This window comes from Staphylococcus saprophyticus subsp. saprophyticus ATCC 15305 = NCTC 7292 (assembly GCF_000010125.1).
Taxonomy (GTDB): domain Bacteria; phylum Bacillota; class Bacilli; order Staphylococcales; family Staphylococcaceae; genus Staphylococcus; species Staphylococcus saprophyticus.
In genome coordinates this window covers 2,012,716-2,036,783 of the sequence record NC_007350.1, presented here as the reverse complement: position 1 = coordinate 2,036,783, position 24,068 = coordinate 2,012,716, and the positions used below count along the sequence as shown (strand labels likewise).

The following is a 24,068-nucleotide window of genomic DNA, read 5'->3' as shown; positions in this document are numbered from 1 at the left end:
CTAAAAGATTAATAAGACGATGGCAACACCGGCACCAATTGCAAATGAGGTTAGTGCAGCTTCAACGCCACGTGACATGCCTGCAATTAATTCACCAGCCATTAGATCACGAATTGCATTTGTAATCAATATACCGGGTACTAAGGGCATAACACCGGCAATGGTTATGATATCTTGGTTGTGTGCCCAACCTATTTTAGTGAAGAAAGCAGCGATAGCTATAACAACAGCTGCACTGATAAATTCAGAAAAGAATTTAATTTGAATATAGCGTTGTACATAGCTGAAAGTTAAAAAGGCACCAGCACCAGCGATAATTGCAAATATAAAATCATTAATGACGCCACCAAACATAAATAGGAAAAAGCCACAGGCAATTGCTGCTGCAACAAAATTGGTAATTGATGAATACTGCAAGGAAGCATGGTGTAAATGGATAAGTTCAGATTTTGCTTGATCAATATCAAGCTTGTTACTAGATATTTTACGAGACAAACTATTTGTTAATGCAATTTTTTCTAAATCTGTAGTACGTTCACGAATTCTAATGAGTCGTGTATTTGTACGATTATTTAACGAAAAAATGATTGCAGTTGATGTTACAAAGCTATATGTATCATCTAAACCATAACTTGCAGCGATTCTTGTCATTGTATCTTCAACACGATACGTTTCAGCACCGCTTTCTAGTAAAATTCTGCCTGCGATTAATACGACATCAATGACTTTATCTTCATCAATGATGGTAATTGAATCTGACATAGCTTCGCACCTCCTGAATTGTTAATAGAACAATTGAAAGTTTACATTGTCGAATAAAAACTTTCAATAGCGTATCTTACGATAATTAATGTTTTATATAACATTATATATTGTAACAAACTCATTTTCATTACTATACTTATTCAATGCTTTAATTGAAACTTTATTTAGAAAAAGTAAAACATATGGATGAATCGCGCTGTGTGAAGGGCATGGTAGGTGAAAGAAACGTTACATTTATTTTTACGAAAAAAGAGTTTGAGACAAAAATAGATGTCTCAAACTCTTTTCATTTAGGCGATAGGTGGCTGCATTGAAAATGTAAAGTCCCACTCCCTATAATTTAACAATTGGGTTAAACATGACTTGGTTACGGCCTTCGTTTTTAGCCATATGCAACATATCGTCAGCAATTTTAAACACTTTTCGTTGTGATTTGTAATCATCTGTTGTCAAGTATCCAACGCCAATAGATACGGATAATTTAATGACTTCTTTGTTTGGTAAATGGAATGTAGATTGTTCTACACCGCCACGAATACTCTCACTTAATTTGACACATTGGTCTAAAGTATAATCATACAAAACAATAGAAAATTCTTCACCTCCATTACGATAAATACTAAACTGTTGTGGCACATAGTTTTTAAGTAATTGAGCCACTTGTCTGAGTACAGCGTCGCCCGATTTATGTGAATACATATCGTTCACATCTTTGAAACCGTCGATATCAATCAGTAATAAACCTAAACTTTGGTTATTTTCTTCAGATAAACGAGCTGTTTCATTTAAATGTCTATCGAATTCTTTAACATTACCTAATCCAGTTAAGTAATCTACTTTATCTTCGTTCTCATATCGATTGACTAATGAGAAGAAATGCCAAATATCAACAAAGGTAATAGACGAAGTTATTGTTAAGACAAATGAAATCGGAATTAAAAATAAGACTTCTGTAATCTCGTAATATGGGCTGATTAATGATAAAATTGCAAAAATAACTAATGCAATGACATTTAGTATTTGCAATGAAATGATATCACTTTGTTTTAAGAATGGACCTATCGCACCAATGATGCCTGCTATTACGATAAATATCATAGCAGTAATTATTGTATAATCCCCAATCAGAACATTGACTAAGCCGACAATAAAGGCGGATAGAACAGTGTAAAACATATTCGTATATCTACCTAAAAATAGGATAGGTACAAAGGATAAATAGAGTGTATACTCATTGAATATTGGGACAGGGTACGCAGATAGTAAAAGCGCTACTATCGTCATTAAAACAGTGACATATTCTTTTGAAAATACCATAATTCTATTTTCTGAGTATTGTAGACGATGGAATAAATAAATTCCAGCTACGGTAACAGAAATATTATAGATAATAGCTTCAAACATTTTTACTTTACACTCCTTTAAATAAACACTTAGTTATTGTAAGTGAAAACTTACAATTTGTCATCATGGGGTGAATAGAAAATTCTAACATTCACTTAATATTCATGTTAAAATTATTTTTTAGTGAAAAATTAAAAATTCACTAAAATTGATTTAATAAATAATATCCCTAAATATAACGCATTTATTATCGCACTTCTAGTTGTATAAGTAAAAGCGTATAAGGTATTATAAAGTTATGTAAAAATATCAATTGTGTAATGAGACTATATTTTTATTAGGAAGTATTAAAATAGTCATTTTTGAAGTGAATTCACAATTTAATGAAACAAATATTTTCAACATAGACTTTGAAATTTAAAATAATTAAGAACCATATTAATGAAGGTGAACTGATGTATACATTATTACTAATCATTTTTTCAATGATAGTCAGTTTAATACTTACACCAATAGTCATAAAAGTTTCTCATAAATTAGGGATTGTAGATCAACCGAATTTTAGAAAGGTACATACTAAACCTATTTCAGTACTTGGTGGAACTGTGATACTCTTATCGTTTTTAGTTGGAATTTGGCTTGGACATCCTATAGAAACTGAGGTCAAACCGCTTGTTATTGGATCTGTATTAATCTATTTGGTTGGTTTGATAGATGATATCTATGACTTAAAACCAATTATGAAATTACTCGGCCAAGTAATTGCGGCGTTAGTCGTTGTTTACTATGGTGTTACAATTGACTTTATTTCATTACCTATTGGTCCAACGATACATTTTGGTATATTTGGTATTCCAATAACGGTCATTTGGATTGTTGCCATTACGAATGCGATAAATTTAATCGATGGATTAGATGGTCTAGCGTCAGGCGTTTCAATGATTGCACTGATGACAATTGGCTTTATAGCAATATTACAAGCCAATATATTTATTATAATGATATGTAGTGTATTGATAGGTGCACTTTTAGGATTTTTATTCTTCAATTTCCATCCAGCAAAAATCTTTTTAGGTGACAGTGGCGCACTATTAGTTGGATTTATTGTAGGCTTTCTATCATTACTCGGGTTTAAAAACATTACATTTGTATCCTTATTCTTCCCAATCGTTATTTTAGCAGTACCATTTATCGATACACTATTCGCTATGATACGTCGAGTGAAGAAAGGTCAACATATTATGCAGGCCGATAAATCTCATTTGCATCATAAATTCTTAGAATTAGGCTATTCGCATCGACAAACCGTGTTATTGATATATTCAATTGCGATACTGTTTAGTCTCTCTAGTATTATATTATACTTATCCCAACCTTGGGGTGTATTCATGATGCTCATACTCATATTCATTACAATTGAATTGATTGTAGAATTTACAGGATTAATTGATGATGATTACAGACCTCTATTGAAATTAATAGAAAATAAAGAGCATAATAAAGATGAACAGTGATAGCAATGAAATTGTGAAACTATAAAACCGACAAGTCAGAGGTTACTGACTTGTCGGTTTTTTGTACGATTCGGTTTGTTTAAGTACTTGTAAAATAAGACATATATCTATCATTTATATTTAATCTGTTGGTATATCAAACGGTAACCTCATGACTTCGCCTTCTACTAAATCATAATTACCAGACGTTGTTCTATTTAAAAATGCAATAAATTCATCATAGTCAGACGCGACAACATCTATTTGATAACTTACTTTGTCTGTATAACTTTGATCACGTAATAAATAGGACGTGCTTTCAAGTTCATATTCGAATTTCCCTGTTAAATCATAATTAATGGTTACAGTTGTAGGTATAGCGGGTTTAAGTTCTACACGACCAATATCGTAAATAACGTCTCTAACGGCACCACTATAAGCGCGAATAAGGCCGCCGCCACCTAGTTTAATGCCACCAAAATAACGTGTAACAACCACGCAAGCATTATGTATTTCTAATTTTTTTAAAATATCTAACATTGGTACGCCAGCAGTACCGCTTGGTTCACCATTGTCATTGGCTTTTTGTATATTCATTTGATCGCCAATTGTATATGCAGAACAATTATGTGCTGCTTCACGGTGTTTTGTAGACACTTGATTAATAAAGGCTTTCGCATCTTCTTCTGATTCTACTGGTTTAATATGTGCAATAAAACGAGATTTATTGATTACATTTTCAATTATATGTTCTGCTTTTATCGTTATAATTGTGTCTTCCATGTGTAACCCTCCAAATGTCTATAGATTTTATCCATTGTAATAATTTTTATTATCATCACTACCTTTGTATTATACACTGTATTGAATACAAGCATAAATGTAAAAATAAATTTTCTTTTGGTTGAAAATAAGGTATCATAGTTGTGAGTATAATTGAGGAGGATTAGGATGAAGATTGCTGTCTTGACAGATTCAACGAGTTACCTATCTCAAACATTAATAGACAAATATAATATCAAAGTTGCACCACTTAGTGTCACATTTGATAGTGGTGAGAATTATGTTGAGAATGCATCCATTTCAACAGACGAATTTTATGAACGTATGAAGACCTCAGCTACAATTCCAACAACGAGCCAACCTGCAATTGGAGATTTTCTGGAGAATTTCGAGCAACTTCGCGAAGAAGGCTATACAGATGTCATTTGTGTATTTCTTTCTTCTGGAATCAGTGGGTGCTATCAAACTGCGACACAAGCAGGTGAAATGGTCTCAGACATTAATGTCCATACGTTTGATTCTAAGTTAGCTGCGATGGTTGAAGGTGGATATGTCCTTAAAGCGATAGAAATGATTGAACAAGGCTATGAGCCTAAAGCTATCATTGAAGCATTACATGCAATCCGTGAAGTAACAGGTGCAGTACTCATGGTAGATGATTTGAAAAATTTACAAAAAAGTGGTCGAATTACAGGTGCGCAAGCTTGGATTGGAACGATGTTGAAGATGAAGCCAGTGTTAAAGTTCGAAGATGGCAAAATTGTTCCAGATGAAAAAGTAAGAACTAAAAAACGTGCTTTGCGTAAAATGGTTGAAAAAGTGATAAATGAAGTCAAAAATCTAGATGAAGTTACGTTATTTGTAATTGAGGGTGATATTCCTGAAGATTCAGATTGGATTCAACAAGAATTAGAAACTAACTATCCTCAGTACAATATTTATCGTTCTAGCTTTGGACCAGTCATTGCTGCACATTTAGGATCTGGTGGTATTGGTTTAGGGTATATTGGAAGTACCATTCGCACAGATTAAATTAATGAATAAATTAGAGACATGTCACGCCTATTGGGTGTTACATGTCTTTTTTTGGAGGTAAGGCAAATAAAATATTATGGTAGACTTATGTTAGATAAAACGTTACTGACCGATGAAATCATTGATAAGACTTCAACTGGCATTATAAAAAAACATAATCAATGGCAGTGTATGCAATGTCATACGAAAGAACCGCGTCATTTTTATAATTATTATTCAACTATATTAAAAAAAGAGATAGTTTATTGTAGAAATTGTATCAATTTAGGAAGAATGGATAATGTAAAGCCAATCTTTATTACAAAATCTAAAAATGTTGCGTCTCAGGGCATATATCAGTTAGATTTCAAACTGTCTGAACAACAAAATTTTGCATCGATAGCAATTCTAAAGGCAATTAAAGATTATGAAACTAAAATTTTATATGCAGTCACTGGTGCTGGAAAAACAGAAATGATATTTGAAGGTATTCATTATGCGCGTAGTAGAGGGGATAATGTCGCGATTGTATCACCAAGGGTAGATGTTGTGATAGAAATTAGTATGAGAATTAAAAAGGCATTTTCTTCAGAACAGATTGATGTACTTTACCAAGGTCAAACACAGCGCTTTGATGGGCACTTTATCATTTCAACCGTACATCAATTATATCGATTCAAGCATCATTTTGATTTAATTATTGTTGACGAAGTAGATGCATTTCCATTAGTAATGGATCATTCATTACAAGAAGCGATTACTCATGCATCAAAAGCGACACACTGTCATATATTTATGACGGCCACACCGCCTAGACATTTATTAAAGAAGATGAATCCGTCTGATGTCATCACACTACCTGCGAGATATCATAGACAGCCATTGCCTGTACCGCGTTTTAAATATTTCAAATTAAAGCAACATAAAATACAATATGCATTGCTGAAGATACTAAAAAAACAAATCTTAACAGAGCGTTATACACTCGTGTTTTTCGATAATATCAATTTAATGAAAACAGCATATCATCGCTATAAAAAGGAAATAACGTCATTAACTTATGTATATAGCGAAGATGCCTTAAGATTTGAAAAAGTTAAAGCTTTAAGAAATGGGGGATACCAAGTCATTTTTACTACAACAATATTAGAAAGAGGATTTACCATGGCCAAATTAGATGTCATCGTCTGTAATAGCCAAAATTTTAATAAGAGTGCGTTAATACAAATTGCTGGTAGAGTTGGAAGAAAGATAGAGGAACCAACAGGGCTCGTATTATTTTTACATGAAGGTATTACTTTACCTATGTTAAAAGCTCGAAAAGCAATTATAGATATGAATCAGTTAGCACTAAAAAAGGAGTGGATTGATGGCTAGGTGTATACAATGTGATGCCAAGTTAACAGAAATGTTCGATGCGCTTAATTTTTATAAAAAACCTGTAAAGATGTGTGTAAATTGTATAGAACTATGGGAAGAAAACAAAATCGTATTGGAAGGTCGTTGTTCAAAATGTCTAAAAAAACTTGATCAAGGGGAGCATAAATGTCTAGATTGTGCGTTCTTAGCTGCTAAATTTCCGTTAATGAATCAATTATATTGTAATTATCAATATAAAGGCGTAGTGAAACAACTGATACATCAATACAAATTGTTAAAAGATGTAGCAATTTGTGAAATTTTGGCAGAACAACTCACACTACCGAAACAGTCTTACGATTTAATTATTCCAATTCCATCTCCTGTAGAAAGAGATATCAATCGCACCTTTAATCCAGTTACTTGTGTGTTAGATAAACTGCGAGTACCATATGAATCTATACTTCAAACTAAGGTGAGGCCTAAACAATCATTATTAGGCAAGGTACATAGAGCGCGACTTGATAATCCATTTGAAGTATCAAAAGATATCAATTTAGAAGATAAAAGTATTTTACTTGTGGATGACATTTATACTACTGGCTTAACGGTTCATCATGCGATTGAAAAAGTATATGTTAGAAAAATCAGAAAATTCGATGTGTTTACGTTTGCACGGTAGACTAAACGTGGTATTATATTAGTAAGCAATATTACCAATATAGAGGTTTTAAAGGAGTCGATGATTATGATCAGATTTGAAATTCACGGAGAGAACCTCACTATTACTGATGCGATTCGCAACTATATTGAGGAGAAAATTGGTAAATTAGAGCGTTATTTTAATGATGTGCCAAATGCAACAGCACACGTTAAAGTGAAAACGTATCAAAACTCAGCTACTAAAATCGAAGTAACAATTCCATTGAAAAAGGTTACATTAAGAGCTGAAGAACGTAACGATGATTTGTATGCAGGTATTGATTTAATTAATAACAAACTTGAAAGACAAGTTAGAAAATACAAAACACGTGTAAATCGTAGAAATAGAAATCGTGGTGAGCAAGAAGCATTTGCTTCACTACCAGAAGAAAAAGAAGCAGTTGAAATTCAAAATGATGAAAATGAAGCGGATAATGAAATCGAAATTATTCGTGCAAAAAATTTCAGTTTGAAACCAATGGATTCTGAAGAAGCAGTGCTTCAAATGGATTTATTAGGACATGATTTCTTCATCTTTACGGATCGTGAAACAGACGGTACTAGTATTGTATATAAAAGAAAAGATGGAAAATATGGTTTGATTGAAACAACTGAATAAGACGTTTAATGTAAGGTAAGTAGCATTTATACTATAGCGTTCACGATGATGTTAAATCGTGGACGCTTAATTTTTGCTATGTTACTATGTAATAATTTGAAAGTGATATAGCTATTTGTGTATATTTTTATTGAACAAGATTATAATCAATTATTTTAAAATAAATAGAAATGTAAGTGAACAAGAAATATAATTTCAATGTAAGACACTTTAGACAAGTCAATAAGTGTAAATTTAAGCTTATAAATGATATCATAAATTGTTGTAAGCGAAGAGTTAAAAAGCTAAAGGAGCGAACAGAATGGGTTTTTTATCAAAAATTGCAGATGGCAATAAAAAAGAAATAAAACGCCTTGGTAAATTAGCCGACAAGGTCCTTGCACTTGAAGAGGATATGTCGATATTAACTGATGAAGAAATTAAAGCCAAAACAAGCGCATTCCAAGAAAAATTACAGAGCGAAGAAGATATAAAAAAACAAAACAAAATATTGGATGATATTTTACCGGAAGCATTTGCACTAGTACGAGAAGGGTCAAAACGTGTGTTTAATATGATTCCTTACAAAGTGCAAGTTATGGGTGGTATCGCGATTCATGGCGGCGATATTTCCGAAATGAGAACAGGTGAAGGTAAAACGTTGACAGCGACAATGCCCGTATATTTAAATGCGTTAACTGGTCGCGGTGTACATGTCATAACAGTCAATGAATATTTATCAAGTGTTCAGAGTCAAGAAATGGCTGAACTGTATGAATTTTTAGGACTTTCTGTAGGTTTAAATTTAAATAGTAAAACAACTACTGAAAAACGTGAAGCATATGCGTGTGATATTACGTATTGTACAAATAATGAATTAGGTTTCGATTATTTGCGTGACAACATGGTAAATTATGCAGAAGAACGTGTAATGAGACCATTAAACTTTGCGATTATCGATGAGGTTGATTCCATCTTAATTGATGAAGCACGTACACCTTTAATTATTTCTGGTGAAGCAGAGAAATCGACATCACTTTATACACAAGCAAATGTGTTTGCAAAAATGCTTAAGAGTGAAGATGATTATAATTATGACGAAAAAACAAAAGCGGTACAATTAACTGAACAAGGTATCGATAAAGCAGAACGCATGTTTAAAATTGATAATTTATATGATGTAAATAATGTAGATGTTATCAGTCATATCAATACGGCACTACGTGCGCACGTGACATTACAAAGAGATGTTGACTACATGGTTAATAAAGGTGAAGTCCTTATTGTAGACCAATTTACGGGTCGTACAATGCCTGGACGTCGTTTCTCTGAAGGCTTGCACCAAGCGATTGAAGCTAAAGAGGGCGTGAAAATTCAAAATGAATCTAAAACAATGGCCTCAATCACATTCCAAAACTATTTCAGAATGTATAATAAGTTATCTGGTATGACAGGTACTGCGAAGACCGAAGAAGAAGAGTTTAGAAACATTTATAATATGACGGTTACACAAATTCCTACGAACAAACCAGTGCAACGTGTTGATAAACCAGACTTAATTTATATTAGCCAAAAAGGTAAATTTGATGCAGTTGTTCAAGACGTTATTGAAAAACATAAAGCTGGCCAACCGGTATTACTTGGTACAGTTGCAGTTGAAACCAGTGAATACATTTCAAATTTATTGAAGAAAAATGGTGTGCGTCATGATGTTTTAAATGCTAAAAACCATGAACGTGAAGCCGATATTGTTGCAGGTGCTGGTCAACGAGGCGCAGTAACTATAGCTACCAACATGGCTGGTCGTGGTACGGATATCAAACTAGGTGATGGTGTTCAAGAACTTGGTGGTTTAGCTGTTATCGGCACAGAACGTCATGAATCACGTCGTATTGATGATCAATTACGTGGTCGTTCAGGACGTCAAGGTGATAAAGGGGACAGTCGTTTCTACTTATCACTTCAAGATGAACTGATGGTGCGCTTTGGTTCAGAACGTTTGCAAAACATGATGAACCGTTTAGGTATGGATGATTCTACGCCAATTGAATCTAAAATGGTTTCACGTGCGGTTGAATCTGCGCAAAAACGTGTTGAAGGTAATAACTTCGACGCACGTAAACGTGTACTTGAATACGATGATGTTTTACGTAAACAACGTGAAATTATTTATGGTGAACGTAATAGTATCATCGATAGTGATGAAAGTGGTGGTTTAGTTAATGACATGCTACGCTCAACACTTGAAAGAAGCGTGAACTACTATGTAAATGAAGAAGCGGACGATCCAGATTATGAACCATTCATTAACTATGTAGACGATGTATTCTTAAATGAAGGCGATATAAAAGTTGAAGATATTAAAGGTAAAGACAACGAGGATATCTTCGAATTCGTTTGGAATAAAGTTGAAATTGCATTAAAAGACCAAAAAGAAAAAATTGGAACACAATTTGATGAATTTGAACGAATGATTTTACTTCGTTCTATAGATACGCATTGGACAGATCATATTGATACGATGGATCAATTAAGACAAGGTATTCATCTGCGTTCTTATGGTCAACAAAATCCTTTACGCGATTATCAAAATGAAGGTCATCAACTTTTCGATACGATGATGCAAAATATCGAAGAAGATGTTAGTAAGTATATCTTGAAATCGGTTGTTTCAGTAGAAGATGATCTTGAAAGAGATAAAACAACAGACTTTGGTAAAGCAGAGCACGTTTCAGCCGAAGATGGTAAAGAAAAAGCTAAAGCAGAACCTTATGTGAAAGATGAACATATTGGTAGAAATGACCCTTGCCCTTGTGGAAGCGGGAAAAAATATAAAAACTGTCACGGTGCATAGTTCATAGTGACAGGTTATAAAACCGGAAGTTTTGATGAGTAGTCATTAACTTTCGGTTTTATTTTGTAATTAAGTTTGGTTAGGTATTTATTTGAATTAGATAAAGTTGTAATTAAACCGCAAACTTCTGTAGAATAGAGTTATTAACTTCAAATAAATGAAATACGTTATAGTTTATTATTTCATTCAAATAATCATAGGAGAGATGCATGATGGAATTGTCAGAGATAAAACGTAATATAGATACGTATAATGAAAAACTAGAACAACTTAGGGGGTCTCTTTGACTTAGAAGCAAAAGAGACGAACATACAAGAATATGAAGAAATGATGACCGATCCAACATTTTGGGATAACCAAGAAAAGGCTCAGGACGTTATTGATAAGAATAATGCTTTAAAATCAGTAGTGAATGCATATAGAACATTAGAGTCTGAACTTGAAGATATGGATACTACGAGAGCTTTGTTACTCGAAGAAGATGATGAAACGATGAAGCAAGATTTAGAGCAAAGCGTTCAAGATTTTAAAAATGAATTAGATCAGTTCGAGTTACAATTATTACTTGATGGGCCTTATGACGCGAATAATGCCATCATGGAATTACATCCAGGTGCAGGCGGTACAGAGTCACAGGATTGGACGAATATGCTCTTGAGAATGTATCAACGTTATTGTGAGCAGAAAGGATTCAATGTCGAAATTGCGGACTATTTACCTGGTGACGAAGCAGGTGTTAAAAGTGTGACGCTGATCGTTAAGGGACATAACGCATATGGTTATTTAAAAGCTGAAAAAGGCGTGCATCGTCTTGTGCGTATTTCACCTTTCGATTCATCTGGTCGAAGACATACATCATTTGCATCATGTGATGTTATACCTCAATTCAATAATACTGAGATTGAAATTGATATTAATCCAGATGATATCACAGTCGATACGTTTAGAGCTTCTGGTGCTGGTGGGCAACACATTAACAAAACTGAATCAGCGATTAGAATTACACACCATCCAACAGGGATCGTAGTAAATAACCAAAACGAACGTTCACAAATCAAAAACAGAGAAGCAGCAATGAAAACATTGAAATCTAAACTATATCAATTAAAAATTGAAGAGCAAGAACAAGAAATGGCAGAAATTCGTGGTGAGCAAAAAGAAATCGGCTGGGGTAGTCAAATTAGATCTTACGTATTCCATCCTTATGCTATGGTTAAAGATCACCGTACAAACGAAGAAACGGGTAAAGTAGATGCTGTTATGGATGGCGACATTGGTCCATTTATTGAAGCATTCTTACGCAGTCAAATGGATCAACATGAAAATGAAGGTTAAGTAGCCATTAAACAGCTATTTTAATGAAACATAATATAAGAAAGATATATTTAAATATGTAGAGTCAGCGCGCAATCTTATTAAAAGTTCAGATTGTGATCTGGCTCTTTTTGTTTGATAAAGGATAGATAAATATTTAATTAAATATGTAAAATGCAATCTTTAATATTACGAGTAAGTTTTGAAATCTATCATCTCAAACATGTTAAATACTTTAATGGCAAGGTTTGTGGCGTATTTATCGACTTGTAATATAGGTGTTTGAAATATAAAGTTGACTGTTATGTTACAAAACCATAACAATAGAAAATCTTTGTTTTTATTATGCTATAGTATGTTTGATTAAAATTAAGACAGTAAAGGATGAAAACTTAATGAAGAAAGGTTTAACATTTTCTATCACCTCGGCAGCCTTGTTTTTTGGTATGAATCATGTTGCATCAGCAGACCAAATACACACAGTAAAAGAAGATGCTAAATTGACAGATATAGCACAAACATTTGCAACTACTACGACAGAAATACAAAATTTAAATCACTTACAGAATAGAGACTATGTTCAAGTTGGGGAAACCATCGTATTACCGGATTCTGACATTGTAGAAGTTAAGGATGGAGATACGATTAAAGCAATTGCTGAAAGACATCAAATGACAATGAACCAATTGTATCAATTGAATCCAAATTTAGGTGAAGTCATTTATCCAGGTCAATTAGTTGCGGTATCAGAAAAAGGTTCAGCGCATCTTAATAACCAATTACAGCAAATATTTAACAGTCATGAAGCAGTTCAACCAACAGCACAAATAAATGATGACGAACGCAATAAAGCAGAAAACAATACTATACGTAATGTGCGTACGTCAGGGAATATCACGCCAAGTGCAACGCAAACATGGCAGAACAATGATTATTCCGCTTCGGATAGACAGCAAGTTTCGAATACAACTGCAAATGAACAGGTAACTTCAAATTATCAGTATAGCCCAGTGTCACACGCTTCTAACGGTAGTAACTATTATGATTGGGGTCAATGTACATATTATGCTTTTGATCGTCGACAACAATTAGGGAAATCAGTTGGAAACTTATGGGGAAATGCGAATAATTGGGCTTCAGCAGCACAGCAAAGTGGCTATCAAGTGAACAACACGCCTGAAGTAGGTGCTATATTCCAAAGTACTGCAGGCAACTATGGTCATGTAGGTGTTGTTGAAAGTAAAAATGCAGATGGTTCAATTGTCGTATCTGAAATGAATTGGCAAGGTGTAGGTCAAAAATCATATAGAACAATCCATAACACAGGCCAATATAATTATATTCACTAAAAAAAATCTATCCTTCTGTGAAGAAAAATGATTTGATTTGAAGTGACGCTATCGAAATAAGAGTTCGGGATATGAGGAAATATCTCGAACTTTTAATGTATAGATAACAAGCAGAGTAGCTTAAACAAACGATTATAGCAGTATTTCAAGCTGCATCGTTTTTGATGCGTCATCAATCACCAACGCCATAGAAACAAATCCAATATTTTTGTACTACGCCCAGACTATACCTAAATCATTGATAACTATACCGTTGAAATATAACCTATTTTTATTATATGAGTTAAATTAAATGATTATTATTTTTCAATGATATTGATAAGACATTTAACGCGTTGAATGATATTATAAAATCAAGAATAATCATTTTTTAATAAACTAGGAGGCGATGTCATGGGTGTACATCAATATTTTAAACGTTTATCTGATTTGGAAAAATTAATTAGATTGCCGGGTAAATTTAAATATTTTGAGCATAACGTCGCTGCTCATTCATTCAAAGTGACAAAAATCGCTCAATATTTAGGTACTGTAGAGGAATATCATGGTAATGAAGTCGATTGGAAAAGTTTATATGAGAAAGCATTAAATCATGATTTTGCCGAAATATTTACTGGCGATATTAAGACACCGGTGAAATATGCAAGTGGAGAATTGAAAAAATTATTTTCTCAAGTAGAAGAAGAAATGGTAGACCATTTTATAAATGAGGAAATTCCAGAGCCATATCAAGCTATTTATCGTGAGCGATTACAAGAAGGTAAAGATGATTCCTTAGAAGGACAATTGTTGTCGGTTGCTGATAAAATTGACTTATTATATGAAACTTTCGGAGAAATACAAAAACGTAATCCAGAACAGTTATTTTTTGAAATTTATGAAATGTCACTAGAGACAATCATGCAATTTGATCATCTTAGCTCAGTTCAAGATTTTATCGAGAATATCATCCCAGAGATGCTAACAGAGAAATTCATACCAAGATCTGAATTGCGTGAAACAACAATGGCAATTTTAAATAATAGGAATGGGTGAATTCCATGATTTGGTATATATTGGCATCCTTTTTCCCATGTGTTTTTGTTATATTATTCAGTGTGCTAACAAGAAGCAAATGGGTAGGTACAATATTGACTTTAATTTTAATAGGTGTATCAGTTGAAAAGGGGTTCTTTCATAATGAATGGATCATTTTCATAGATGTCGTTTCATTATTAGCGGGGTATCTTATCATCGACCAATTAGAGTTGCATAAAAAAGATGATGATTGAATAATAAGCATTGAGCAACCTAATTGCTATAATTAAATAAGAGATTTATAATAATATAACTTCAAAAAAAAGAAGTTTTTATGATATAAAATCAAATGGATGCAAACATGGTGACATACTATGTTTGTTTTTTCTTTATAAAAAGAAGTATTAAAACTACGAACAAATGTTTGTTTTTGTATTCATAAATCTGTTAATATATATAACGAGTATAGAACCATTCATCTGAATAAATGATATGTAAAGAATCAATATATGAACGTTTTAAGATAAACAAATTGTAATAGGTTCGAAATAAGAGATATAGACTTAATTAGGAGGCATGTGTCGCCATGGAACATTATCCGTTCAAACTGCATTCTGAATTTGAACCTCAAGGGGATCAGCCAGAAGCAATTCAAAAAATTGTAAATGGTGTTAATGAAGGGAAAAGACACCAAACGCTATTAGGCGCAACTGGTACTGGTAAGACATTTACGATGAGTAATGTAATCAAACAGGTTGGTAAACCAACACTGATTATCGCACATAATAAGACCTTAGCAGGCCAATTATATAGTGAGTTCAAAGAATTTTTTCCTGAAAATAGAGTGGAATACTTTGTAAGTTACTATGACTATTATCAACCAGAAGCCTATGTGCCTTCAACTGACACTTTTATAGAAAAAGACGCTTCAATCAATGATGAGATTGACCAGTTACGACATTCAGCTACCAGTGCGTTGTTTGAGAGAGATGACGTGATTGTGATTGCCAGTGTCAGTTGTATCTACGGTTTGGGTAATCCAGAAGAATACCGTGATTTAGTCGTTAGTATACGTGCTGGCATGGAGATGGATAGAAGTGAATTACTTAAAAAATTAGTGGACGTCCAATATACAAGAAATGATATAGATTTTAGACGCGGTACATTTAGAGTTAGAGGGGATGTCGTTGAGATTTTCCCTGCATCTAGAGAAGAAATGTGTATCCGTGTAGAATTCTTTGGTGATGAGATTGATCGTATTCGTGAAGTGAATTACTTAACTGGAGAAGTATTAAGAGAACGCGATCATTTTGCAATCTTCCCAGCATCTCACTTCGTAACACGTGAAGAAAAAATGAAATCAGCAATTCAAAGAATTGAGAACGAATTAGAAGAACGTTTAGCTGAATTAAATGCAGAAAATAAATTGTTAGAAGCGCAACGTTTAGAGCAACGTACCAATTATGATTTAGAAATGATGAGAGAAATGGGATTCTGTTCGGGTATAGAAAATTATTCCGTTCACTTAACATTACGTCCTATGGGGTCAACACCTTATACATTACTTGATTATTTCGGAGATGACTGGTTAGTCATGATTGATGAGTCGCACGTAACTTTGCCGCAGATTAGAGGTATGTATAATGGTGACCGTGCTCGTAAACAAGTATTAGTTGACCACGGATTCCGTTTGCCGAGTGCACTAGATAATAGACCTTTAAAATTCGAGGAATTCGAAGAAAAAACGAAACAGTTGGTTTATGTTTCAGCCACACCAGGACCATTTGAACTTGAGCATACAGATGAGATGGTTCAACAAATCATACGTCCAACCGGTCTGTTAGATCCTAAGATTGAGGTGCGCCCTACAGAAAATCAAATTGATGATTTACTTGGTGAGATACAGGATCGAATCGATCGAAATGAGCGTGTACTTGTTACAACGTTGACTAAGAAAATGAGTGAAGATTTAACGATATATTTAAAAGAAGCAGGCATCAAAGTAAATTATCTGCATTCTGAAATTAAAACACTCGAACGTATAGAAATCATTAGAGATTTAAGAATGGGTACGTATGATGTCATTGTTGGAATTAACTTGTTAAGAGAGGGTATTGATATACCAGAAGTGTCTCTTGTTGTTATTTTAGATGCTGACAAAGAAGGATTTTTACGTTCTCAAAGATCACTTGTTCAGACAATTGGACGTGCCGCACGTAATAGTCGCGGGGAAGTTATCATGTATGGAGATAAAATTACTGACTCCATGCGCTATGCGTTAGATGAGACGGAACGTCGTCGTACGATACAAGAAGCATATAATGAAAAACATAACATTACGCCTACTACAATTAATAAAAAAATACATGACGTGATTAGTGCTACTGTTGAAAACGATGAAACAAATGAGCAACAACAAACAGAAGTACCGAAGAAAATGACGAAGAAAGAACGCGAAAAAACAATTGCAAATATAGAAAAAGAAATGAAGCAAGCCGCAAAAGATTTAGATTTCGAAAAAGCCACAGAGCTTAGAGATATGCTATTTGAATTAAAAGCAGAAGGGTGACACAAATGAAGCAACCATCCATTGTAGTTAAAGGGGCACGTGCCCACAATTTAAAAAATGTAGATATTGAAATACCAAAAGATAAATTAATAGTTATGACAGGGCTTTCCGGTTCAGGAAAGTCATCACTTGCTTTCGATACAATATATGCAGAAGGTCAACGCAGATATGTTGAATCTCTCAGTGCCTATGCACGACAATTTTTAGGTCAAATGGATAAACCGGATGTCGATACGATTGAAGGTTTATCACCAGCGATTTCAATTGATCAAAAAACAACTAGTAAAAACCCAAGATCTACTGTGGCGACAGTCACAGAAATTTATGATTATATTCGTTTACTATATGCGCGTATCGGTAAACCTTTTTGCCCTAACCATGGTATTGAAATAGAATCACAAACAGTTCAACAAATGGTTGACCAAGTGATGAAATTAGAAGCACGTTCTAAAATTCAAATCTTAGCACCTGTGGTTTCTCATAGAAAGGGCGCTCAAGAAAAACTGATAGACGATATAACAAAAAAAGGTTATGTACGTGTACGTGTTGATGGAGAAATATTAGATGTCAATGAAGTACCAGCCTTAGATAAAAATAAAAATCATACAATTGAGGTAGTAGTTGACCGTCTTGTTGTCAAAGAGGGTATCGAAACGCGTTTAGCTGACTCCATTGAGACGGCGTTACAATTGTCAGAAGGAACGCTCATTGTCGATATCATTGACGGTGAAGAATTGAAGTTCTCAGAAAATCATGCTTGTCCGATTTGTGGTTTTTCAATTGGTGAGTTAGAGCCACGTATGTTTAGTTTTAATAGTCCGTTTGGTGCTTGCCCTACATGTGATGGGTTAGGTCAGAAATTAACGGTTGATTTAGAGTTAGTCGTACCAGATACGAGTAAAACCTTAAATGAAGGTGCAATCGTTGCTTGGGAATCATCGAGTTCGGATTTTTATCCTACGATATTAAAACGCGTGTGCGAAGTGTTTAAAATTAACATGGACAAACCATTTAAAAAATTAACTGACAGACAAAAAGATATTATTTTATACGGATCTAAAGGTAAAGAAATAGACTTCACATTTACGCAACGTAACGGCCAATCTCGTAAACGTACGATGGCGTTTGAAGGTGTTATAAATAATATCAGTAGACGATACCATGATTCCCCTTCTGAATTAGTAAGAGAAATGATGAGTAAGTACATGACTGAGTTACCTTGTGAAACGTGTCATGGTAAACGTTTAAGTCGCGAAGCTTTATCAGTTTATGTAGATGGGAAAAATATTGGTGACATCGTTGAGCGTTCAATTAAAGACGCATTAGATGCCTATAATCATATTGCGCTTTCAGAACAAGACCAAAAAATTGCCAATCAAATATTGAAAGAAATTAATTCTAGATTAGAATTTTTATATAATGTAGGACTAGAATACTTAACTTTAAATCGTGCATCTGGCTCTTTATCTGGTGGCGAAGCGCAACGTATCCGTCTAGCAACTCAAATTGGTTCTAGACTTTCTGGCGTCTTATATGTATTAGATGAACCATCCATAGGTTTACATCAAAGAGATAACGATAGATTAATTAGCACTTTAAAAGAAATGCGTGATTTAGGTAATACGTTAATCGTTGTTGAACACGATGATGATACCATGCGTGCAGCAGACTATTTAGTGGATGTTGGTCCTGGCGCTGGTGAGCATGGTGGTGAGATTGTTGCAAGTGGTACACCTAAACAAGTTATGAGCAACAAACACTCTTTAACCGGACAATATTTAAGCGGCAAAAAACGCATTGAAGTGCCAGAAGCAAGAAGAGACATTACTGATCGCAAAATTAGTGTTAAAGGTGCGCGTAGTAATAATTTAAAAGGCATTGATGTAGATTTCCCATTATCAACGATGACTGTTGTAACGGGTGTTTCAGGTTCTGGTAAGAGTACTTTAGTTAATGAAGTGCTTTATAAATCTTTAGCGAAACAAATCAATAAATCTAAAGTGAAACCAGGTGAATATGATGAAATTAATGGTATAGATCAATTAGACCGAATTATAGATATTGATCAATCGCCTATTGGACGTACGCCAAGATCAAATCCAGCTACGTATACTGGGGTTTTTGATAATATTAGAGATATATTTGCACAAACAAATGAATCTAAAGTCAGAGGTTATACCAAAGGTCGTTTTAGTTTTAATGTTAAAGGCGGTCGCTGTGAAGCATGTAAAGGCGATGGTATCATTAAAATTGAAATGCACTTTTTACCAGATGTCTACGTACCGTGTGAAGTTTGTGGTGGCACGAGATATAATCGTGAAACGCTTGAAGTAACTTATAAAGGGAAAAATATTGCAGAAATCCTAGCGATGACTGCTGAAGAAGCGACGGCATTTTTCGAAAATGTTCCGAAAATTCATCGTAAGTTAAAAACGTTAGTAGATGTTGGTTTAGGTTATGTTACATTAGGTCAACCTGCGACAACATTATCTGGTGGTGAAGCACAGCGTGTGAAACTTGCATCAGAATTACACAAACGTTCAACAGGACGCTCCATATATATACTAGACGAACCTACAACAGGTTTACATGTGGATGACATCAGTAGATTACTGAAAGTTTTAAACAAGTTAGTTGAGAATGGTGACACCGTGGTTATTATTGAACATAATTTAGATGTCATTAAAATGGCAGACCATATTATTGATTTAGGTCCAGAAGGTGGCGACGGTGGAGGTACTGTTGTTGCAACGGGTACACCTGAACAGATTGCAGAAGTAGAAGCAAGTTATACTGGTAAATATTTAAAACCAGCCTTAGAAAGAGACACGGTAAAACAATAGCAATTGTACCGTATCTATTTTCCAACAGCATAACAAAGCTCTTGCGACACCATGTTACATGCGTGTGAAGCAAGAGCTTTTTTGTGATTGTTAACCTTTGATAACATGTCGCAAACATAAAATGTTAAGTTTATCGTTAATTTTAAAATGAATCAGCTTTTAATAAGAAATATCGTATATAATTTATATAAGGCATATATTAAAATATACTTCGTCTGCACTTTTTAATATAGATTATCAGTTCTTTTTGATATGATATGAACATAGTACAAATGCAGAAGAAAGAATGATAGAGGTGAACGCATGTTAACTACACAGAGTTTAGTAGAACGCTTTAAGCTTGAAGTAATCACAGGTGAAGCGGGTTTAAATAAACAAATTAAAAATACTGATATATCAAGACCGGGTTTAGAAATGGCAGGTTATTTCTCTCATTATGCCTCTGACCGTATTCAATTATTAGGAACTACTGAGTTATCTTTCTATAATTTATTGCCTGATGAAGAACGGAAAGGACGTATGAGAAAATTATGTCGTCCAGAAACACCAGCGATTATAGTGACAAGAGATTTAGAACCTCCGGAAGAACTTATAGAAGCTGCGAAAGAAAACGAAACGCCATTGATCACGTCCACAATTGCCACAACTCAATTGATGAGTCGTTTGACTACCTTTTTAGAGCATGAACTCGCTAGAACGACTTCATTGCATGGTGTGCTTGTTGATGTTTACGGTGTTGGTGTGTTAATCACAGGCGATTCTGGTATAGGTAAAAGTGAAACAGCGCTGGAATTAATCAAACGCGGTCACAGACTTGTAGCTGATGATAATGTTGAAATCAGAGAAATTAGTAAAGATGAATTAACAGGTCGTGCACCTAAATTAATTGAACATTTGTTAGAAATTAGAGGACTAGGCATTATAAATGTTATGACTTTATTTGGTGCCGGTTCAATTCTGACTGAGAAGCGCCTGCGTTTAAATATTCACTTAGAAAATTGGCATAAAGAAAAACTATACGACCGTGTAGGGCTAAACGAAGAAACATTACGTATTTTAGACACAGAAATAACGAAAAAAACCATTCCAGTAAGACCAGGTCGTAACGTGGCGGTGATTATTGAAGTAGCTGCGATGAACTATAGACTGAATATCATGGGTATCAATACAGCAGAAGAATTTAATGAGCGTTTAAATGCGGAAATTTTGCGTAATGGTAATCATAGTGAGGGGAATAATCAATGATGACGTTAAGCTATATCGATCCGATTGCGTTTGAATTAGGACCGATTTCAGTACGTTGGTATGGCATTATTATTGCTATGGGCATACTGCTAGGTTACTTTATTGCACAAGCAAGCGTGAAACGTATTGGATTCCATCAAGACACACTCGTCGATATTATATTTTGGAGTGCCATATTTGGTTTTATTATTGCTAGAATATATTTCGTTATTTTTCAGTGGCCGTATTATGTACAACATCCAATTGAAATCCCAATGATTTGGCAGGGTGGTATTGCCATACATGGTGGTCTTATTGGTGGATTCGTAACGGGTATTATTATTTGTAAACAAAAAAATATTAATCCATTTCAAATTGGTGATGTGATTGCGCCAAGTATGATTTTAGGACAAGGTATTGGAAGATGGGGAAACTTTATGAACCATGAAGCGCATGGGGGCACAGTTTCTAAATCTTTCCTTGAAAACTTACATATTCCTGACTTTATAATTAATAATATGTATATTGATGGAAAATACTATCAACCAACATTCCTTTATGAGTCTATTTGGGATGTGTTAGGATTTGTTATCTTAATTCTATTAAGAAAACACTTACGTATTGGTGATACCTTCTGTCTCTATTTAATTTGGTATTCCATTGGCAGATTCTTTGTAGAAGGCATGCGTACGGATAGTTTAATGCTTGCAGGTGATATCCGAATTGCCCAATTAATGTCCATTATTTTAATCATAATAGGTGTCGTCATAATGATTGTTAGACGTGTTAAATATGATGCGCCACGTTATAAAGCTGTTGGTCCATTATCATGGCCAAGTAAAGAAGTGAAGTGATAGTCATTTATGCGTAATTTAAAGAAACAACAAGTTCAAGGTAAAAATCCTTTATGGCATATGTATCGTTTTGTCAAAGGAATGAAAATGTTTAAACAAACGTTAATTATTGAAGTTTGCCGTTATTTGCCTAATGTGAAATTAAAACATTGGGCATATCGTAAATTATTGAAAATGGATATCGGGGCTCATACAGCATTCGCTTTCAAAGTAGTTCCTGATTTATTGTATCCTGAATACATCACGATTGGTAAAAATTGTGTGATTGGCTATAATTCAACGATTTTAACACATGAATTTTTAGTAGATGCATTTACTACAGGCCCTGTGAAAATTGGGGATCATACCTTGATTGGTGCAAATGTGACCATCCTACCAGGCGTTACCATTGGTAATCATGTTAAGATTGGTGCGGGTTCTATTGTAGCCAAAGATATTCCAGATCATGCATTAGCGTATGGGAATCCCATACAAATAATAAAATAAAGAAACATTTAGGAGGTGACGATGGATGGCGCATAAAGACAATGTAATACCAATGAAATTAGATAGTCAATTTTATAAAAAATTAGGAGATCAAAAATTTCATCAACAAGAATATAAAAAAGCGGCATCTTACTTCGCTAAAGTGCTTGAAATGTCACCTCAGGATTTTGAAACAAAAGTAAAATATTCGGAGTGCTTAGTTAGTTTAGGTATAGGTAGCAAGGCTGAACATCTTTTTTATGAAAGTATTGCACAAGGTGAAGAAGTTGAAGAAAGTTATTTTCAATTAAGCCAGTTAAATATAACGATGAATGAAGCCAATAAAGCATTTTTATTTGGTATTAACTATGTAACAATATCTGGTGATGAGGATTATAAAGAAGAACTTGAAGAAATGTTTGAAGTCTCATATCATACACCTGAAAAAATAGAGACAGAAAGTAAATTATTTGCGATTCAACTTATTTTCCAATATTTATTTTCACAAGGCCGCTTACCAGAGGCTCGAAATTTTATTTTAAATCAAAGTACTGACATTCAAGAACACCGCGTCGTACGTAATTTATTAGCAATGTGTTATTTATATTTAAACGAATACGAAACTGCTAAAGAAATGTTTGAACGTTTATTAAGCGAGGACAACACAGATGTGCATGCATTATGTCATTATACATTGTTGCTATACAACACGAATGATAGTGAAAAATATCATCGCTACTTAAAAATATTAAACAAAGTAATGCCGATGAATGAAGATGAGTCATTTAAATTAGGTATCGTGCTCTGTTATTTAAAACAATATGAAGCTTCGCAAAAGATTCTACAACCACTTTATAGAAGAGGAAAGTTCCTTTCGATTCAAATGTATAATGCACTCAGCTATAATCATTATCATTTAGGCAATCATGAAGAAAGTAAATTCTTTTGGACAAAATTACAAGAAATTTCTAAAGTTGATGTTGGCCATGCACCTTGGGTTATTGAAGAGAGCAAAGCGTATTTTGACCAACAAGTATTGCCGTTATTGTTGAATGATAATAGCCACCATAGATTATATGGCATCTTTTTATTAAACCAATTAAAGGGCCGTGAAGTACTCTTAACCCAAGAAATTTGGGGTGTACTAGAATCTATGAATGATTATGAGAAACTCTATTTGACTTATTTAATTCAAGATTTAAAATTAAACAAATTAGATTTTATTCACAAAGGCATGTTAATGCTTTATGATATTGAGGCATTGAAAAATAATGAAGATTTATTTATAGTATGGATTGATCAAGCAGAAGCGATCATTTCGGAAAAAGTTGACCTAGCAAATGTTAGTGATTATGTTGCTGCATTTGTATATATGTATTTTCGTCATTCTGAAATCAAAGTTACAAAGCAACAAGTTTTAGATTGGTTTAAAATTTCATCTTACCGTTTAAATAAGACGATAGATTATTTAGTGAGCATATAAGTTTATAAAATGCAAGAAATCATATATACTTCGCATAT

General features: G+C 33.9%; 19 protein-coding genes. 16 read left to right on the top strand and 3 right to left on the bottom strand.

Going from position 1 to position 24,068, the window contains the following annotated elements; genetic code table 11:
• Together SSP_RS09880 and SSP_RS09875 are read right to left on the bottom strand one after the other, a co-directional pair.
• Positions 1–762: a threonine/serine exporter family protein gene (locus SSP_RS09880; RefSeq protein ID WP_011303637.1), complete on the bottom strand. Its 762-nt coding sequence runs from the start codon at positions 760–762 to the stop codon at positions 1–3.
• A gap of 336 nt (positions 763–1,098) precedes the next feature.
• The gene (locus tag SSP_RS09875; RefSeq protein WP_011303636.1) at positions 1,099–2,169 is read right to left on the bottom strand and encodes a GGDEF domain-containing protein GdpS; all 1,071 of its coding nucleotides are present in this window, start codon (positions 2,167–2,169) and stop codon (positions 1,099–1,101) included.
• Between the two features lie 395 nt (positions 2,170–2,564).
• Here SSP_RS09875 and SSP_RS09870 point away from each other — a divergent pair, with 395 nt between their 5' ends.
• Complete coding sequence (locus SSP_RS09870; RefSeq protein ID WP_002483912.1) at positions 2,565–3,623, top strand: glycosyltransferase family 4 protein; 1,059 nt, start codon at positions 2,565–2,567, stop codon at positions 3,621–3,623.
• 120 nt (positions 3,624–3,743) lie between these two features.
• Here the strand turns inward: SSP_RS09870 and SSP_RS09865 are convergent, their stop codons facing one another.
• Positions 3,744–4,385 carry a YigZ family protein gene (locus SSP_RS09865; RefSeq protein ID WP_011303635.1) on the bottom strand — a complete coding sequence of 214 codons (642 nt, stop codon included), beginning with the start codon at positions 4,383–4,385 and terminating at the stop codon, positions 3,744–3,746.
• Positions 4,386–4,553: 168 nt separating this feature from the next.
• On the opposite strand from SSP_RS09865, the gene fakB1 reads away from it, so the two are divergent.
• The 15 genes from fakB1 to SSP_RS09790 all read left to right on the top strand — a co-directional run bounded on the left by fakB1 (position 4,554) and on the right by SSP_RS09790 (position 24,030).
• The gene (gene fakB1 / locus SSP_RS09860) at positions 4,554–5,417 is read left to right on the top strand and encodes a fatty acid kinase binding subunit FakB1 (RefSeq protein ID WP_002483910.1); all 864 of its coding nucleotides are present in this window, start codon (positions 4,554–4,556) and stop codon (positions 5,415–5,417) included.
• Positions 5,418–5,507: 90 nt separating this feature from the next.
• Positions 5,508–6,776, top strand: a complete 1,269-nt coding sequence (locus tag SSP_RS09855) for a DNA/RNA helicase (protein ID WP_041784834.1) — start codon at positions 5,508–5,510, stop codon at positions 6,774–6,776.
• Positions 6,769–7,440 (top strand): ComF family protein, encoded by a 672-nt coding sequence (locus SSP_RS09850; protein WP_011303633.1) that lies wholly within the window; start codon positions 6,769–6,771, stop codon positions 7,438–7,440. Before SSP_RS09855 ends, SSP_RS09850 begins: the two co-directional genes overlap by 8 nt.
• A 66-nt stretch (positions 7,441–7,506) precedes the next feature.
• A complete protein-coding gene (gene hpf / locus SSP_RS09845) occupies positions 7,507–8,079 on the top strand; it encodes a ribosome hibernation-promoting factor, HPF/YfiA family (RefSeq protein ID WP_011303632.1) in 573 nt (190 codons plus the stop codon).
• 301 nt (positions 8,080–8,380) lie between these two features.
• On the top strand, positions 8,381–10,912 hold the full coding sequence (secA, locus tag SSP_RS09840; RefSeq protein WP_011303631.1) for a preprotein translocase subunit SecA: 2,532 nt from the start codon (positions 8,381–8,383) through the stop codon (positions 10,910–10,912).
• Positions 10,913–11,124: 212 nt separating this feature from the next.
• Positions 11,125–12,247 (top strand): peptide chain release factor 2 gene (prfB, locus tag SSP_RS09835; protein WP_100217404.1). Its coding sequence is split into 2 segments (ribosomal slippage): positions 11,125–11,196 and positions 11,198–12,247, totalling 1,122 coding nucleotides; the frame shifts between segments, so codons are not numbered across the junction.
• Positions 12,248–12,621: 374 nt separating this feature from the next.
• Positions 12,622–13,575, top strand: coding sequence for a COG3942 and LysM peptidoglycan-binding domain-containing protein (locus SSP_RS09830; protein ID WP_011303629.1), 954 nt, complete (start codon positions 12,622–12,624; stop codon positions 13,573–13,575).
• 393 nt (positions 13,576–13,968) lie between these two features.
• The gene (locus SSP_RS09825) at positions 13,969–14,610 is read left to right on the top strand and encodes a YfbR-like 5'-deoxynucleotidase (RefSeq protein WP_002483903.1); all 642 of its coding nucleotides are present in this window, start codon (positions 13,969–13,971) and stop codon (positions 14,608–14,610) included.
• A 5-nt stretch (positions 14,611–14,615) separates the two neighbouring features.
• Complete coding sequence (locus tag SSP_RS09820) at positions 14,616–14,846, top strand: CsbA family protein (protein WP_041784833.1); 231 nt, start codon at positions 14,616–14,618, stop codon at positions 14,844–14,846.
• A 332-nt stretch (positions 14,847–15,178) separates the two neighbouring features.
• Positions 15,179–17,161, top strand: coding sequence for an excinuclease ABC subunit UvrB (gene uvrB, locus SSP_RS09815; RefSeq protein ID WP_011303628.1), 1,983 nt, complete (start codon positions 15,179–15,181; stop codon positions 17,159–17,161).
• A 5-nt stretch (positions 17,162–17,166) separates the two neighbouring features.
• Entirely contained in the window at positions 17,167–20,004 is a 2,838-nt protein-coding gene (uvrA, locus tag SSP_RS09810) for an excinuclease ABC subunit UvrA (protein ID WP_011303627.1), read from the top strand.
• Between the two features lie 303 nt (positions 20,005–20,307).
• A complete protein-coding gene (gene hprK / locus SSP_RS09805; RefSeq protein WP_011303626.1) occupies positions 20,308–21,249 on the top strand; it encodes an HPr(Ser) kinase/phosphatase in 942 nt (313 codons plus the stop codon).
• On the top strand, positions 21,246–22,082 hold the full coding sequence (gene lgt / locus SSP_RS09800) for a prolipoprotein diacylglyceryl transferase (RefSeq protein ID WP_011303625.1): 837 nt from the start codon (positions 21,246–21,248) through the stop codon (positions 22,080–22,082). The genes hprK and lgt overlap by 4 nt, the downstream gene beginning before the upstream one ends.
• Positions 22,083–22,091: 9 nt before the next feature.
• Positions 22,092–22,568, top strand: coding sequence for an acyltransferase (locus SSP_RS09795; protein ID WP_011303624.1), 477 nt, complete (start codon positions 22,092–22,094; stop codon positions 22,566–22,568).
• 25 nt (positions 22,569–22,593) lie between these two features.
• Positions 22,594–24,030 (top strand): tetratricopeptide repeat protein, encoded by a 1,437-nt coding sequence (locus SSP_RS09790; RefSeq protein ID WP_011303623.1) that lies wholly within the window; start codon positions 22,594–22,596, stop codon positions 24,028–24,030.
• Positions 24,031–24,068: the final 38 nt, after the last annotated feature.